We start from the raw sequence: 15,692 nt of genomic DNA, 5'->3' as shown, positions 1-15,692 counted from the left end.
CCCCCCCCCCCCCCCCCCCCCCCCCCCGCCCACCCTCTTATTCTTTTTATTCTTATTTTTTCCTATTTATGTGTCCGGCACAACGAGAGCCGAAAGGAGCGACCCGCCATGAAAAAATGCAGCAAGACCCTTCTGGGCCTGGCCCTGGCGGCGGCCATGTCCCTGTCCCTGATCGTCCCCGCTTCCGCCGTCTATTGTCCCCACGACTATTACGCATCCACCGCCGTCTGGTACACGGATGACGGCCCCCGGCTGCAGACCCGGCACTGGCAGATGACCATCCGGTGTCATAACTGCGGCTACGCAGACGCCGAGAAGGAACACACGTTCCCGGTCCGGCTGGAGCTGCCGGAGGGCTGTTCTGTTCTGGTGTGCCGCAATCTGCGGGTGATCGGCTCCGCCCCGGTGGCGGTATGAGCCGTCTCTATGAAAACTAAGGCTTGACAGGCAGGGCTACTTATGATAAACTCCGTATATGATTTATCATAAGTAGTCCTGCCTGCACCCATTTGACCGATGCGAAAGGAGCTGTTTCTATGAATCCCATGCACCAACTGACCCGGCGGCCGGTGAAGGCGGCCTTCGGCGCACTGCTTCTGGCCTTAGCGGGGGTGATCCTGGCCCTGTCCGGGGGTCAGTTCTGGGCGGCGGTCCAGACCCGGGCCGGGGTGGAGGAAACCTACACCACCGTGGCGGTGGTTACCGGCGGGAAACGGCAGCTGGTGTCCAGCGGCGACATAGTATACGAGGACATTGGCCCCACATACGAAGCCAACGAGTTTCTGAAGGAGACAGCCCAGAAGGGCTGGAGCATCATCCGCGGTCAGGCCGCCATGGGCCTTGCCGGGGGGTACAGTCCGAAGCTCACGCCGCTGACCACATTTTATCAAATGGACGTTGACAGCTCCGACACCCGCATTGATAACGATGAGGACGTCCCCTATAACTTCGCCATCCTGGAGATCGAGATCACGGAGGTGGGGGAGGAGAGGGTCTATTATCCCAGAGAGTATGATACAGGCGCTTTTTTCAACTGGGTCGTCTCCGGCAAGGTGCTGGGAGTGCAAGCCATGAGCGGCGATTGGAACGACCCCACCGGCCGGAACGCAAATTTTTATTTGCAGATCACCGGCGAGTCGGATGCGGCGGGCAAGGCGCTGCAGGCCGGACAGCGGATCCTGGTGTTTACCCACAATTACCGCGACCTGGATTTCGAGCAGCGCTGCCTCATTGCGGAGGACCTGAGACTCAGTGGCTATGAGGTGGACCCCCGGAGCCTGGATATTGAGAACAACATGATCCGTTATGCCGACCGCACCACCGACATCACCATAACGGACGGCGAGGGAAATCCCTGGCCGGACGATGCGCCCCTGTATAAGGACCCCGTCACCGGCAATGAGTCCACCATAGACCTTCGGCGACTGAACACCATTGCCTTCAATGTCGATGACTGCTCCCAGCCCTGGACGTTATACGATGAGCAGTGGAATGTGGAGGAACAGAAATGGGAGTGGACCGTTCAGCGGGTCATTGCCTATGACACGGATTATGACCTGGCCTCCTTTACGGTGCTGCCGGAGGGCGTCACGGCGGAGGAGATGATCGCCTCCTCCCCCACCTGGCAGAAGGCCATGGAGTCCGTCCGGGTCAACAGCCACAGCGTGCCGGTGCTGGCGGTGAATCACTTAGAGGCTCTGGCGGATTTCGCCGCCGGGACCACCATGGTCACCCAGGGCCGCAGCATCTCCCAGGCGGAGTACGACTCCGGGGCGGCGGTGTGCCTGGTCTCCGAGTCCCTGGCCCGGGAAAACGGCCTGAACGTGGGGGACGTTCTGCCGCTGTCCCTGTATGAATACGACCAGGACCTGCGGTATTCCTACATACACGAATATAACCCCCGGCCCTCCTGCTATCTGCCGGACCAGGGCTTTCAGCAGGAGACGGAATACACCATCATCGGTCTGTATCGTCAGAGCAACGAGTGGGTGACTACCCCCACCAGCTTTACCCCCAACAGCGTGTTCGTGCCGGAGAAAAGCGTCACCTGCCAGACGGTAACCGGCAACTATGGCGTGTGGTCCAGCCTGATTCTGCAAAACGGCACCATCGACCAGATGGAGGCCCGGCTGGAGGAAAACGACCTGGGCGGCGCGGTGACCTACTACGACCAGGGGTACAGCGATATTGTGGAGAGCCTGGACGGTTATACCCGGGTGTCGCGGACGGTGCTTCTGGTGGGTTTAGCCCTGTGGGCGGTGGTGCTGGCGGCGTACTGCGTACTGCTTCCCATGCAGGAGGGAAAAACCGCCCTGCGTATGTGGACACTGGGTGCAAAACGCCGGGATATTGCGGGACAAATCTGGACGCCCTCGGCATTGATGGCGGCTGCGGGGACGGTGATCGCGTTGGCGGTCAGCATCCCCGGTATGTCCTGGGCCACGGACAAAATCCAGGCCCTGACCGGCTCTGATCTGACGCTGAAGGTATCTACCGGCCAGACCGTCGCCCTGTGCGCCGGGGCCCTGGCCATTGCCCTGGCAGTGATTGCCCTGGTCAGCGTATCCACCGCACAGCGGGGTATCCGCAAGGCGGAATAAGCAAATCAAAAGGCGAAAGGAGGACCGCCTATGACGCCCTATTTTTTCAAGCAGATGCGCAAGCGCACCAGCCTGTGCCTGGTGGTGGTGCTGACGGCCTTAGCGTTTTCCCTGGCCCTGTGTATGCTCCAGCGGTCCCGGGACCAGATGGCCGCACGCATTGAGGAGGTTTATGACAATCTGGAGGTCCGGTGCAGCGTCACCAATCTCACGGGGACCCAGTCGGACCAGCTGAACCTGCCGGATTGGGTGCTGCGGCTGTTCGACGGGGAAAAGACCTACGGCAATTTCCAGGACAACGACCTGTTCGCCCCCTATGTCCGGGATGTGCAGGTGCGGTCCACGGTGTACTGCACCACCCCCGGCGACCAGGACCGGCTGACCCTCAGCGGCGTCACCGGGTTGAAGGCGGACAGCTCCCTGCTGGCCTCCTCGGGCTGCACCGTCATCTGGCGGGAGGGCTTCGGCGAGGATATGTTCCGGGGGCGGGGCTTCTCCCTGCTGCTGCCGGAGGAGCAGGCGCATCTGGTGGACGGGGACGGCTATGTGACCCTGGAGTTCACCGGGGTGGAGGGGGACAATATCCAGCACCGCTTCCTGGCGGCGGGGACCTATACCGGCGGGTCCGGGCGGCTGTACTGCTCCTGGTGGGTGGTGCGGCAGCTGTGCGAGGAGACCTACGGCGGTCTGACGCTGGACAGTCTGTCCGCCGCCATGGCGGACAACCGGGAGATCGGCGAGTTCTGGGACGGGTACGCCAGCCGCTATTTCGTGGCCCCCACCAAGGACGGCACCCCGGTGCCCTGGGAGGGGTCCCGGCTGTACCGCACCTATCCCTTCGCCCTGGCCGTTTATGACGATGTGCTGGTGAAAACCGTGGAGCAATTGCAGCAGAACCAGCGGCTGCTGGGGCTGGTGTCGTGGCTGCTGGGGCTGGCCTCCTTCGGAGTGGGGGCGGTGTTCAGCATCCTGCTGCTGCGCCACCGCAGCCGGGAGCTGAAGCTGCAGTTTATCCTGGGCCAGAGCCGGGGCAGCATCTTAGTGTGGGCCCTGACGGAGCACGGGCTGCTGAGCCTGCTGGGGGCGATCATCGGCGCAGGGGGCTTCTGGCTGGCCTTCCGGACGGCCCCGGCCTGGGGGCCGGTGGCGGGTTTCTGGGTGATGAATCTGGCGGGCACGGCTCTGGCGTATCTTCTGACCATGCGGCGAAAGTTTCTGGAATCAAATCTGGGGAGGGAATAAATATGAACATCCAGCTGCAAAACGTTACCTATACCTATGCCGGGAAGTATCAGCGGGTCACCGCCGTGGACGGCGTCAGCTATACCTTCCACGACGGGACCCTGTACACCATCATGGGGGCCTCCGGCAGCGGCAAATCCACGCTGCTGAGCCTTTTAGCGGGGCTGAAGCTGCCCACGGAGGGGGAGATCACTCTGGACGAGCAGCCCATCCGGCTCATGGACCGCAGCGCCCTGCGGCGGGACACGGTGTCGGTGATCTATCAGGATTTCAACCTGTTTCCGCTGCTGACGGCGGAGGAAAACGTGTGCTATCCCCTGCGGCTGCAGAAAATGGACAAGGAAAAGGCCCTGGAGCTGGCCCGGCAGCGGCTGACGGATATGGGCATCCGGGAGTCGTATTTCCGGAAGCTGCCCAATCAGCTGTCCGGCGGCGAGCAGCAGCGGGTGGCCATCGCCCGGGCGCTGGCGGCGGGCAGCCGGGTGATCCTGGCCGACGAGCCCACCGGCAGTCTGGACAGCGACAACGGGCGGATGATCGTGGAGACTCTCCAGCGGCTGGCCCACCAGGAGGAGCGCTGCGTCATCGTGGTGACCCACGATCCCAAGGTGGCCGAGGCCGCCGATATCCGGCTGCATATGCAGGACGGAAAGCTCAGCGGGGAAGAAGCATAAAGCCCGGAAGGGCAAAAAATCAGCTGGCTGCGGGGGGCAGCCAGCTGATTTTTTCAGGATTCGCCGAATTCCCGGGTCAGGTCCCGGTCCAGCAGGGTGCGCAGCTCCGCCATGGGGTCCGCGCCGCAGTAGAGGATGCGGTGCACCGCCTGGCAGATGGGCAGCTCCACGCCATAGCGCTCCCCCAGCAGCACCAGGGCCTCCACGGTGTAGTACCCCTCCGCCAGGTCCGTATAGGTCTCGCCCCGGATGAAGGACTCGCCGAACTGCCGGTTGTGGCTGTACCGGGAGAACACCGTGGCCTCATAGTCCCCCAGGTGACACAGGCCATAGGCCGACAGCTGGCTGCCGCCCATGGCCTGGATGAGACGGGCTACCTCCCGGGTGCCCCGGCTCATCAGGGCGCCCTTCAGGCTGGACAGGCCCTTGCCGTCTAAAAATCCGGCGGCGATGCCCACCACGTTTTTGGCGGCGGCCCCCACCTCGTTGCCGATGAGGTCCTCCCCATAGTAAAAGCGGATCAGGTCGCTGGAGAAGGACTGCACCAGCAGGCGCTTCACGTCCTCCCGGCTGCTGTCGATGACCATGCAGTTGGGGATGCCCCGGTAAAACTCCTGCACATGGCCCGGGCCCAGCCACACCGCCACGGCGTTGGAGGGGTCCAGATTCTCCTGGGCGATCTGGCTCAGGCGGCGGCCCGTTCCCTGCTCCAGGCCCTTCATGCACAAAACGAAGATCTTATCCCCCAGGGTCAGGGGCCGCAGCTGGTCCATCAGGCCCTGGAGTCCCTGGGAGCCGATGGAGATCACCACCGTCTCCGCCTGCCGGACGCAGGACAGGTCCGTGGACAGCCGAATGCTTTCCGGCAGCTCCAGCAGGTCGTTGCGGCGGGTGGCAAGAAAGCGCTGCATATGCCGGGAGCCGGGGCGGCCATACAGGGTGACGGCGTGGCCGGTGCGGTCCAGATACCAGGCGATCAGCGAGCCCCAGCGCCCGCAGCCGATGACGGTGATGCGCATATAAAAATCCCTCCTGCGGCATGATAACATATCTTGTTTATCATGCCACAGGAGGAGTTCTTTTGCAAGTTAATTTTCTGTGACGCCGGGCTGTTTCAGCTTCCGGGCATAGGCCAGGGTCTGCTTCAGGGCGCTGTCGTGGGTCACCGCCGCCAGGTGGAGCTTGTGGGCATAGGCCAGCAGCTCCCGGAAGCGGCTGTCCGGCGTGAGACCGGCGGCGATGAGGTCCGCCCCGGTGACCTGGGGCCGGGCCATCAGCTCCCGGTACAGGGCCAGGCGCTGCCGCAGCCAGGGCTCCGTATCCTCCCAGGGCCACAGGCTGTGGGTGCCCCGGCCGTCTGCCACGGCCAGCAGAATCAGGTCCTCCGGCTCTATGGACCGGTCAAACATCCGGTTGCTGGCCTTGACGGAGGCGTCGGCCCCCACCAGGGCGTTGGGCTTCATGTGCAGCTGCACCATGTTTCGCACATAGGCCGCCGCCTTGTCCCCCACGATCCGCCGCACCAGGGCGTCCGCCAGGGGCACCCCCGCCGACTCGTGGTCATAGGCGTGGATGCGGCCCCGGACATACTCGGTGGCGGCCGGTTTGCCCAGATCATGGCACAGGGCTGCCAGCATGAAGGGAAAGGGCTGCCGTGCCCGGCTGCGCAGAGCCGCCGCATGGTCCAGCACCAGCATGGTGTGGGTCCAGACGTCCCCTTCCCGGTGAAAGCGCGGCTCCTGGGGCACGCCTATCAGGGCCTCCACCTCCGGGAACCAGTGGGACAGCTGCCCCATGTCCCGCAGAGTCTCGAAAAACAGCGAGGGGCGCTCCGCCTGAAGCAGGGCTTTGCGCAGCTCCCCCTCCACCCGCTCCGGCGGCAGGGCGGACAGGTCGATGCCCCGGCACAGGGCGATGGTCTCCGGGGCCGCGGCGAACCCGAACCGGGCGGCAAACTGGGCCCCCCGCAGCACCCGCAGAGGGTCCTCCGGAAAGGTCCGGTCATCCACATGCCGCAGCACGCCCCGGCGCAGGTCCCGGACACCGTGGAAATGGTCCAGCACCCGGCCGGTCAGCACGTCCTCCATCAGGGCGTTTATGGTGAAGTCCCGCCGCCGGGCGGCCTGCTCCGTGCCCAGAAAGGGGTCCACGGTCACGTCGAAATCCCGGTGGCCCCGGCCAATGGCCCGCTCCCGCCGGGGCATGGCAATGTCCAGGCCATAGCCCTTCAGGCCGTAGATCCCGAAGCTGGCCCCCATCTCCAGGCGGCCGCCCAGGCCGTCTAAGATCTCCTCCAGTTGGCTGGGAGTCAGGCCGTGGACCTCGATGTCCACGTCGGTGTTCTCCCGGCCCAGCAGACGGTCCCGGACGAAGCCCCCCACATAGTAGGCCCGGCCTCCCAGGGCGGCGGCCTGCCGGGCGATGGCCCGGGCGGCCTCCATATCCCGGACCGGGTCCCGGCGGCCGGTCATCGCTTCTGCCGCCGGGCCAGGAGGTGGTCGATCCACACCAGCACATAGCCCAGGGCCAGGAAGGCTGCGGCCATGGCCAGGAAGATCAGCAGCACCTTGCCCCAGCCCAGAGCGTCCACGTCCATGAAGGGGTAGGGGTACGGCGAGCCGTTGTAAAACCGGAAGCTGCTGACCCGGGCCCGGATCATGGTGTATACGAAGTAGGCCGCCGGGAAAATGCCCCACAGGAAGGGCTCAAACCGGCGATAATGCCCCTTTTCGTCAAACAGCAGCCAATCCAGCACCGTCAGCAGCGGGGCGGCGGTGTGGAGCAGGTGGTTGGTAATCAGCTGGGTGGGGCCCATGTTGAAGTCCCCGGCGGCCAGGAACAGGTGGAAGGTGATGCCCGTGATGGCCATGGCCATCACCAGGGCTCCCTTGCACACCGGCAGCCAGGTGTCTCCCCGGCGGAGGGTGCGGACGGCGGCTCCGGCAAAATACACGGCGCACAGGATGTTGCTCATCAGGGTGAAGTATTGCAGGGCGGCCAGGTTCAGCCTTCCGCCGAAGAAGCCGCATTGCAGCACCACCCCCACGGCGGCGCACAGGGCGGTCAGGATATGCACGGCCGCAGCAGCGGCCCTGGAACGAATGGGCATAGCAAAATTCTCCTTTTTTGAAAGCGCTGCGGGCCGGTACAGGCAGCGCCTATACCGGCCCGGGAACAGATGGGGTCACTGCTGGCTCTGCTGCCAGCGCCAGGAATCCCGGCACATATCCGCCAGGTCCTTTTCCGCGTGCCAGTGCAGCAGGCGGGCGGCCTTGTCCGTGGCGGCATAGCAGGTGGGCAGGTCACCGGGGCGGCGGGGGCCGATGCGGTGGGGCACCGCCACGCCGTTGACCCGCTGGAAGGTCTCCACGATCTCCAGCACGCTGCTGCCCCGTCCGGTGCCCAGGTTGATGGCCTCCCAGCCCGGATGGCTCCGGGAGTAGTCCAGAGCCGCCGCATGGCCCCGGGCCAGGTCCACCACATGGATATAGTCCCGGACGCCGGTGCCGTCGGGGGTGGGATAGTCGTTGCCGAACACCGTCAGCTCCCGGCGGATGCCGGCGGCGGTCTGGGTGATATAGGGCATGAGGTTGTTGGGGATGCCGTTGGGCAGCTCGCCGATGAGGCCGCTTTCGTGGGCCCCCACGGGGTTGAAGTACCGCAGGCACACCGCCGCAAGAGAAGGGTCCGCCTTGGCGGCGTCCCGCAGGATCTGCTCGATCATCAGCTTGGTCCAGGCGTAGGGATTGGTGCAGCCGCCGGTGGGCATATCCTCCCGGCAGGGGGCCTCCGCATTGCCGTACACCGTGGCGGAGGAGCTGAAGATCAGCCGGTGGACCCCGTGGTCCGCCATCACCTCCAGCAGGGCCAGGGTGGTGTCCAGATTGTTGCGGTAATAGGCCAGGGGCTTCTGCACGGACTCGCCCACGGCCTTGTATCCGGCCAGGTGCACCGCCGCGGCGATGTCATGGGCCCGGAACACCCGGTCCAGGGCCTGCCGGTCCGACACGTCCATCCGATAGAACACCGGGGCCCGGCCGGTGATTTTTTCGATGCGCTCCGGCACGTCCGGGCGGCTGTTGGACAGGTCGTCGGCGATGACCACGTCATAGTCCCGCTGCAGCAGCTCCACCGCGATGTGGGACCCGATGAACCCGGCTCCGCCGGTAAGCAGTACGGTTTCCTTCATGATGCTTCCTCCCGAATCCTGTGGTTTACTGCGGCGTCTGGCGCACAACGGCGGAGAACCGGTACACGCCGGTGCCGTCGTACAACGGGGCCGTCAGCTGCTGGGCCAGGCCGCTGTGACGGTGGACATAGTACAGGGGGATGACCCAGCCGTCCTCCACCAGCATGGCCTCCGCGTCCTCCAGATAGGCGTCCCGGACCTCCACATGGCCGGAGGCGTCCGCCGCCCGCAGCAGCATGTCATAGGCGGTGGAATAGAAGTACCCATTGCCGCTTTCCCACAGGGACAGCAGGCCCGAGGCGTCGCCCCGGTCGGCGGTGACGGTGGTCAGGGCCACCATAAACTCGCCCTGGTTCAGGGCGTCCGCCAGCTCCTGGGCCGTGGCCCCCCGCAGGATGGCGATAAGCCCCAGCTTCTGCTTCCAAGCGTCCTGGACGGCGGCGGCGGTCCGGGCCGCCGTCTCGTCGGTGCTGTCATACAGCAGGGTGATCTGCCCGGCGGCCCCCACGCCGCCTGCCTCCTCCAGCAGGGTCTTGGCCTGCTGGCACAGGGCCTCGTAGTTATCAGGCTCGTTGTCGATGAGACTGCCGCTGCCCTGGCGGAAATCGCCGCCCATGGTGTTGCGCAGCCCCGGAGGGACAATGCCCTGGGCGGGGTCCAGAGGCTGGCCCTCCGTCAGCGCGTTCCGGTCGATGGCCAGGGCCAGGGCCCGGCGCAGGGACTCGCTTTCCAGGCTGCCGGTCCGCTGGTTCAGCAGCAGCAGGGTGGTCTGGGGATAGGGATCGGAGGTGTCACCCTCCGGCAGGTTCATGGCAAAGTCCACATCGCCGCCGGACAGCAGGTCCGCCCGGGCCTGGCCGTCCGTCTCGAACCGGAACTCCAGCACGTCCGGCCCCAGGCGGCGGGCGTCATAGTACCCGTCGGCCGCCTGGGCGGTGAGGCCCGTCTCGTCCCAGCCGGTGGCCCGATAGGGGCCGTCGGTCAGCAGGGTCTCGGAGTGCAGGGACCAGTCCTCCCGCTCCGCCGCATCGCTGCGCACCGGCATGGTGGCCGTCCCGGCGCAGACATCCGTCAGGAAATAGGCGCACTTGTAGGAGAGCTTCACCACGAAGGTGAAGTCGTCCGGGGCGGATACCTGAAGAAGGCTTCCGTCCTGCTTGGCCTGCACCTGGTCAAAACCCGCCACCATGTTCAGCAGAGCCGCATGGGGAGAGCCGGTGGCCGGGTCCGCCAGCCGCTGCCAGGCATAGACAAAGTCGTGGGCGGTGACGGTCTGCCCGTCGGACCAGCGGACGTTCTGCCGCAGGGTGAAGGTATAGGTCTCGGTGCCGTCCAGGTTGTCCTCCACGGTGTAGGATTTGGCGGCGGCGTAAACCGGCTGGATGCCGCCGTCCTCCCCCCGGGAGAGCTTCATGAGGTTTTCAAACAGGTGGGCCACCACCGTGCGCTCGGCATCGGAGGAGGCCATGGCGGGGTCCAGGGTGGCCGGGGCGGCGTCCAGGCACACCCGCAGGGTCATGGTGTCCCGCGGCTGGGCGCAGCCGGTCAGGGCCAGCATGCACACCGCCAGCAACAGGGCCATGTACCGTATCCGTCGTTTCATAGGGGCCACGCTCCTTACTTTGATTTGGGCTCCGCAGGAGTCACCCGTCCGTCCTCCTCCAGGGTGGCGGGGATGATCTGGCTGCGGGTGTTGCGGGCGATGTCGTCCAGCCGCATGCGGGAGGGGAAGTCCGACAGCAGGGTATAGGCCACGCCGTGCTTCTTGGCCCGGCCGGTGCGGCCGATGCGGTGGATGTAATATTCGTTCTCCTCGGGCACCTCGAAGTTGAACACCGCGTCCACATCGTCCACGTCGATGCCCCGGCTGGCCACGTCCGTGGCCACGAACACACGGAGCTGTCCGTCCCGGAAGCGGGCCATGACCTCCTCCCGCTTGCGCTGGGGAATGTCGCCGTGGATGCACTGGGCGTCCAGCCCCCGCAGCTGCAGGAACTTGGTCAGCCGCTCGGTGGAGCCCTTGGTGTTGCAGAAGCAGATGACCCGGTCCAGCTGCTGGGCCCGGATGATGGCGGCGATGGCGTCCACCTTCTTGTCAGACGGCACCTCGATGCGGTATTGCAGGATATCGGGCTTGTTTTCCCGGGTGGCCTGGACGGTGATCTCCTCCGGGTCCCGCTGATACACCCAGGAGATGTCCATGACCTCCCGGGATATGGTGGCGGAGAACATGCCCAGATTCTTCCGGTGGGGAATCTTGTCCAGAATGCGGGTCACATCGTGGATAAAGCCCATGTCCAGCATACGGTCCGCCTCGTCCAGCACCACGGTCTGCACCTGGCCCAGGGTGACGGTGCGGCGCTTCATATGGTCGGACAGGCGGCCCGGGGTGGCCACCACGATCTGGGGCCGCCGCTTCAGGGCGTTGATCTGCTTGCCGATGGGCTGGCCGCCGTACAGGCACACCAGCCGCACCCCCTCATGGCACACGGCGATCTGGCGCATTTCGTCGGTGATCTGCATGGCCAGCTCCCGGGTGGGGGCCAGGATCACCGCCTGGACCTCCTCGCTTTCCGGGTCGATGCGCTCGATGATGGGGATGCCGAAGGCCATGGTCTTGCCGGTGCCGGTGGGTGCCTTGGCGATGACGTCCTTCCCCTCCAGCATGGGGGGGATGCACCCGGCCTGGACGGGGGTGCTGATCTCATATCCCTTGTTCCTTATGGCGCGCATGGTGGCCTCGGACAGGCCGAAGCTGTCAAAGGGCGCGCCCTGTGTAAATTCCATAGCAGTTTCCTCGTTTTCTATATATTCAGCTTGTCAAAAAAGTTTTTTGCCAAGCTGCGTGCGGTTTTTCAGAACTTCAAAAAGTTCTGAAAAACCTATGATTGCAAACGAAAGACACCCCTGATGGGTTTCTTTCGTAACTATCTTCCTTTCCGATGGTGGAACATCTCCGCCTTTTTGACAGTCTCATATATTATATCACATTTGTCAATATGTTCCCGTACTGCTCCAGCAGCCACCAGGTGATCCGGGCCGTCAGCCCCCACAGGGGATGCGGAAGCCCCTCGTATACCGGCACCTCCATGCACCCGGCCTGCCAGGGATATCCGGCGGAGGCCCCCACCCGGTCATAGGGGAAGTCCGGCCCGATCTCCGGCCGCAGGGAATAGCGGTAGATAGCCGGGGGATGGGCCGCCAGCCAGGACAGGGGCGCCGTGAAGGTGTCCTGCACCTCGTCGGGGCTGGGGCGCAGCACCGCCGCCGGGTCCACTCGGCCCAGCAACGGATACATCAGCCCCTCGGACCGCAGGTACAGAAAGTCCAGGTCCCCGAAAATCTCAATGGCCTCCGCCGGAAGGCCCAGCTCCTCGAAGGTCTCCCGCAGGGCGCACTGCCGGGGCGTCTCCCCGGCCTCCATCCGTCCCCCGGGGAAGCACACCTCCCCGCTGTGGTGGTGCAGCTTCGCCGGGCGCACCTCGTATAAAAGGCTCAGCCCCCGGGGCGTTTCCACCAGGGGCGCCAGCACCGCGTATTCCTCCCGTGCCTGCTGCAGGGTGGGGCGGTGGGCCGCCATTCTGCGCCGCAGCGCCTGTTCATCCATGCTTTCTCCCCCTTTTCACCACCACTATACCACATTCCGGCCCGAAGAAAAAGCAAAATCCATAAAAACGCCGGAATTCGCAAAAAGTTCTTGCAATTGAAAAAATCAGGGCATATAATGTAAAGGTTGAGAGATTTGCTATGCAAAAGCATAGCAAAAAATAGAATGTGCCATTCCCTCGCCCCTTCGGGGCAACCGGGAATGATGCACAAAACTTCATGCACAGAAGAGTTTGCCTGTTTTCGTGGTGCGCCGCACAGTGCATGAATTTTGCTATGCAAAAGCATAGCAAAACAAGAAATGTGCCATTTCCTCGCCCCTGTGGGGCAACCGGAAATGATGCACAAAAACTTCATGCACTAACATTTGCGCATTTTCGTGGTGCAGTGCTCACGCATGAAGTTTTATACCCAAAAGAAAGGGGTTTTACCTTTGCAGAACGAAAAACTGAGAAACGTAGCCATTATCGCCCACGTGGACCACGGCAAGACCACCCTGGTGGACCAGATGCTCAAGCAGGGCGGCGTGTACCGGGAGAACCAGGAGACGGTGGAGCGGGTCATGGACTCCAACGACCTGGAGCGGGAGCGGGGCATCACCATCCTGGCCAAGAACACCGCCATCCAGTATGGCGACACCAAGATCAACATCGTGGACACCCCGGGCCACGCCGACTTCGGCGGCGAGGTGGAGCGCATCCTGAAGATGGTCAACGGCGTGATCCTGCTGGTGGACGCCGCCGAGGGCCCCATGCCCCAGACCCGCTTTGTCCTCAGCCGGGCGTTGGAGCTGGGTCACCGGGTCATCGTGGTGGTTAACAAGATCGACCGGCCCGACCAGCGCATCCATGAGGTCATCGACGAGGTGCTGGAGCTGCTGCTGGACCTGGACGCCACCCCGGAGCAGCTGGACTCCCCCATGCTGTTCTGCTCCGCCCGCCAGGGCGTCGCCTCCTACTCCCCCGACGTGCCGGGCACGGACCTCAAGCCCCTGTTCGACACCATCCTCAGCTATATTCCCGCCCCGGAGGCGGACCTGGACCAGCCCTTCCAGATGCTGGTGTCCGCCATCGACTATAACGAGTTCGTGGGCCGCATCGCCATCGGCCGTGTGGAGCGCGGCGTCCTGAAGCAGAATCAGGAAATCGCCGTGTGCAACTATCACGACCCCGACGCCCCGGCCAAGAAGGCCAAGGCCGTGTCCATGTACGAGTTCCAGGGCCTGGGCAAGCAGCCCATCACCGAGGCCACCGCCGGCAACATCATTGCCATGTCCGGCATCGGCGATATCACCATCGGCGACACCATCTGCGCCCCGGAGTGCGTGGAGCCTCTGCCCTTTGTGAAAATTTCCGCCCCCACCATGGAGATGACCTTCTCCGTCAACGACTCCCCCTATGCCGGCCGCGAGGGCAAGTTCGTCACCTCCCGCCAGCTGCGGGACCGCCTGTTCCGGGAGACCCTGAAGGACGTGTCCCTGCGGGTGACGGAGATCGACGGCGCCACCGACGCCTTCAACGTGGCGGGCCGGGGCGAGATGAGCCTGTCCATCCTTATCGAGACCATGCGCCGGGAGGGCTATGAGTTCCAGGTGTCGCCCCCCCGGGTGCTGTACCGCACCATCGACGGCAAGAAGTGCGAGCCCATCGAGCGGCTGGTGGCCGACGTGCCCAGCGAGTCCGTGGGCGCGGTCATCGAGAAGCTGGGCTCCCGCAAGGGCGACCTGATCGAGATGACCCCCGTGGGCAGCCGCATGAAGTTGGAGTTCCTGATTCCCGCCCGGGGCCTGTTCGGCTATCGCAACGAGTTCCTGACGGATACCCGGGGCGAGGGCATCATGGCCTCCGTGTTCGACAGCTACGCCCCCTATAAGGGCGACCTGAGCCGCCGGAACACCGGCTCCCTGGTGTCCTTCGAGACCGGCGAGTCCGTCAGCTACGGACTGTTCAACGCCCAGGAGCGGGGCGCCCTGTTCATCGGCCCCGGTGTCAAGGTGTACGAGGGCATGATCGTGGGCGTGTCCCCCAAGCAGGAGGACATTACCGTCAACGTCTGCAAGAAGAAGCAGATGACCAATATGCGGGCCGCCGGGTCCGACGAGGCCCTGCGCCTGGTGCCGCCCCGGAAGCTGAGCCTGGAGCAGTGCCTGGAGTTCCTGGCCGATGACGAGCTGCTGGAGGTCACCCCCGAGAGCCTGCGCATGCGCAAGACCATTCTCAACCACGAAAAGCGCATGAAGGCTACCCACGGCGGCAAGAAAAAGTAAAATATAAACACAAAACCCCGCCCTGCCGGATGGCAGGGCGGGTTTTTATGATTTGCGCATATACTGGAGGTCAGGCGGCCTGGGCCTCGAACTTCAGCACGCCCTCGGCGGCGGAGATGCGGGTCATCATGGACTCCAGATCCTCCACCATGTCCCGGGTCTCGGCGGAGATGGTGACACCGGCGCAGCCGTTGGTGGGGATGGTCTGGTTGATGGTGAGAATATTTGCGCCGGAATTGGCAAAAATAGACAGGAAGTTGGACAGCACGCCGGGGTTGTCCTTCAGCAGGGCGTAAAACGTGATGATGTGGCCGGCCTTCATGTCCTGGAAGGGCTGCACCGCGTCCTTATACTTGTAAAAGGCGCTGCGGCTGATGCCCACCATCCGGGCCGCCTCGCCCACGGTGGCCGCCTCGCCCACCTGGAGCATCCGGCGGGCCTCCGCCACCTTGACGAATACCTCCGGCAGGGCTTCTGCCGATACGATGTAATACTTCTGATTGCTCATGGCCGTAAACCTCCGCTGATGTGTCCGGCGGAGACGCGGCCCCGCCGTTTCTTTTGGCCATTATCATACCATGTTGTTTGACAAAACACAACTGTTTTCGTGGGAGGGAGCATACAAAAATGCAGGAAAAGCAGCGGGCTTTTTTGGTGCGGACTGCCTATTGGGCCGTTTGGGCGGTGCTGCTGTGGCTGGGGGTGCGGTATCTGCTGCGGTGGCTGCTGCCGTTTCTGCTGGCCCTGGCCCTGGCGGCGGCGGTGGAGCCGGTGATCGCCTGGTGCCGCCGCCGGATGGGCCTGAAGCGGGGGTTCACGGCGGCGGTGGTGACCATCGCCGTCACCGGGGCCATACTGGCGCTGGCGGCGGTGATCGTGTGGCAGCTGATCCGCCAGGCGGCGGAGCTGCTGGGGCAGCTCCCCGGGCTTCTGGCGGGGCTGCCGGGCATGACGGAGGACCTGCGGCAGCGGCTGGAGGACTTCTGCGCCGCCTGTCCCCAGGGGCTGCGGAGCTGGCTGGAGGAGGTCCCCGCCCTGCTGGGGACCCTGGCGGCGGGAGCGGCCCAGCGGGCCAGCGGGGCCTGCATCACCGCGGCGGCGGCCCTGGCCGCCGC

The 15,692-nt window shown here is 64.5% G+C and carries 14 protein-coding genes; 6 read left to right on the top strand and 8 right to left on the bottom strand.

What is annotated here, in order from left to right; all coding sequences use genetic code 11:
* Positions 1 to 108 precede the first annotated feature (108 nt).
* From LKD37_RS14240 to LKD37_RS14225, 4 genes are all read left to right on the top strand, one after another.
* Positions 109 to 417, top strand: coding sequence for a hypothetical protein (locus LKD37_RS14240; protein WP_302929802.1), 309 nt, complete (start codon positions 109 to 111; stop codon positions 415 to 417).
* A 119-nt stretch (positions 418 to 536) separates the two neighbouring features.
* The gene (locus LKD37_RS14235) at positions 537 to 2,600 is read left to right on the top strand and encodes an ABC transporter permease family protein (protein ID WP_302929801.1); all 2,064 of its coding nucleotides are present in this window, start codon (positions 537 to 539) and stop codon (positions 2,598 to 2,600) included.
* Between the two features lie 30 nt (positions 2,601 to 2,630).
* Positions 2,631 to 3,842 (top strand): ABC transporter permease, encoded by a 1,212-nt coding sequence (locus LKD37_RS14230; protein WP_302929800.1) that lies wholly within the window; start codon positions 2,631 to 2,633, stop codon positions 3,840 to 3,842.
* A gap of 2 nt (positions 3,843 to 3,844) precedes the next feature.
* Complete coding sequence (locus LKD37_RS14225) at positions 3,845 to 4,516, top strand: ABC transporter ATP-binding protein (protein WP_302929799.1); 672 nt, start codon at positions 3,845 to 3,847, stop codon at positions 4,514 to 4,516.
* A 53-nt stretch (positions 4,517 to 4,569) separates the two neighbouring features.
* On the opposite strand, the gene LKD37_RS14220 is transcribed toward LKD37_RS14225, so the two are convergent.
* The 7 genes from LKD37_RS14220 to LKD37_RS14190 all read right to left on the bottom strand — a co-directional run bounded on the left by LKD37_RS14220 (position 4,570) and on the right by LKD37_RS14190 (position 12,312).
* Positions 4,570 to 5,535 (bottom strand): NAD(P)H-dependent glycerol-3-phosphate dehydrogenase, encoded by a 966-nt coding sequence (locus LKD37_RS14220; protein WP_302929798.1) that lies wholly within the window; start codon positions 5,533 to 5,535, stop codon positions 4,570 to 4,572.
* A gap of 69 nt (positions 5,536 to 5,604) precedes the next feature.
* The gene (locus tag LKD37_RS14215) at positions 5,605 to 7,023 is read right to left on the bottom strand and encodes a tRNA nucleotidyltransferase/poly(A) polymerase-related protein (RefSeq protein ID WP_302929797.1); all 1,419 of its coding nucleotides are present in this window, start codon (positions 7,021 to 7,023) and stop codon (positions 5,605 to 5,607) included.
* Positions 6,984 to 7,625, bottom strand: a complete 642-nt coding sequence (locus tag LKD37_RS14210; RefSeq protein WP_302929796.1) for a Pr6Pr family membrane protein — start codon at positions 7,623 to 7,625, stop codon at positions 6,984 to 6,986. The genes LKD37_RS14215 and LKD37_RS14210 overlap by 40 nt, the downstream gene beginning before the upstream one ends.
* A gap of 75 nt (positions 7,626 to 7,700) precedes the next feature.
* Positions 7,701 to 8,705, bottom strand: a complete 1,005-nt coding sequence (gene galE, locus LKD37_RS14205) for a UDP-glucose 4-epimerase GalE (protein ID WP_302929795.1) — start codon at positions 8,703 to 8,705, stop codon at positions 7,701 to 7,703.
* 25 nt (positions 8,706 to 8,730) lie between these two features.
* Positions 8,731 to 10,308 carry a peptide ABC transporter substrate-binding protein gene (locus LKD37_RS14200; RefSeq protein ID WP_302929794.1) on the bottom strand — a complete coding sequence of 526 codons (1,578 nt, stop codon included), beginning with the start codon at positions 10,306 to 10,308 and terminating at the stop codon, positions 8,731 to 8,733.
* Between the two features lie 14 nt (positions 10,309 to 10,322).
* Positions 10,323 to 11,492, bottom strand: a complete 1,170-nt coding sequence (locus LKD37_RS14195) for a DEAD/DEAH box helicase (protein ID WP_302929793.1) — start codon at positions 11,490 to 11,492, stop codon at positions 10,323 to 10,325.
* A gap of 193 nt (positions 11,493 to 11,685) precedes the next feature.
* Positions 11,686 to 12,312 carry an NUDIX hydrolase gene (locus LKD37_RS14190; protein ID WP_302929792.1) on the bottom strand — a complete coding sequence of 209 codons (627 nt, stop codon included), beginning with the start codon at positions 12,310 to 12,312 and terminating at the stop codon, positions 11,686 to 11,688.
* A gap of 432 nt (positions 12,313 to 12,744) precedes the next feature.
* On the opposite strand from LKD37_RS14190, the gene typA reads away from it, so the two are divergent.
* Positions 12,745 to 14,577, top strand: a complete 1,833-nt coding sequence (gene typA / locus LKD37_RS14185) for a translational GTPase TypA (protein WP_302929791.1) — start codon at positions 12,745 to 12,747, stop codon at positions 14,575 to 14,577.
* Positions 14,578 to 14,647: 70 nt separating this feature from the next.
* Here the strand turns inward: typA and LKD37_RS14180 are convergent, their stop codons facing one another.
* Positions 14,648 to 15,085, bottom strand: coding sequence for an ACT domain-containing protein (locus tag LKD37_RS14180; protein ID WP_302929790.1), 438 nt, complete (start codon positions 15,083 to 15,085; stop codon positions 14,648 to 14,650).
* A gap of 119 nt (positions 15,086 to 15,204) precedes the next feature.
* On the opposite strand from LKD37_RS14180, the gene LKD37_RS14175 reads away from it, so the two are divergent.
* Positions 15,205 to 15,692: AI-2E family transporter (locus LKD37_RS14175; RefSeq protein WP_302929789.1), on the top strand; the 488-nt coding region annotated here is incomplete at its 3' end.

Origin of the sequence: Brotocaccenecus cirricatena, from assembly GCF_020687045.1 — a bacterium.
GTDB classification, from domain to species: Bacteria; Bacillota; Clostridia; order Oscillospirales; family Oscillospiraceae; genus Vescimonas; species Vescimonas cirricatena.
The sequence above is the reverse complement of the archived record's forward strand: the minus strand, read 5'-3'. Positions and strand labels throughout refer to the sequence as shown.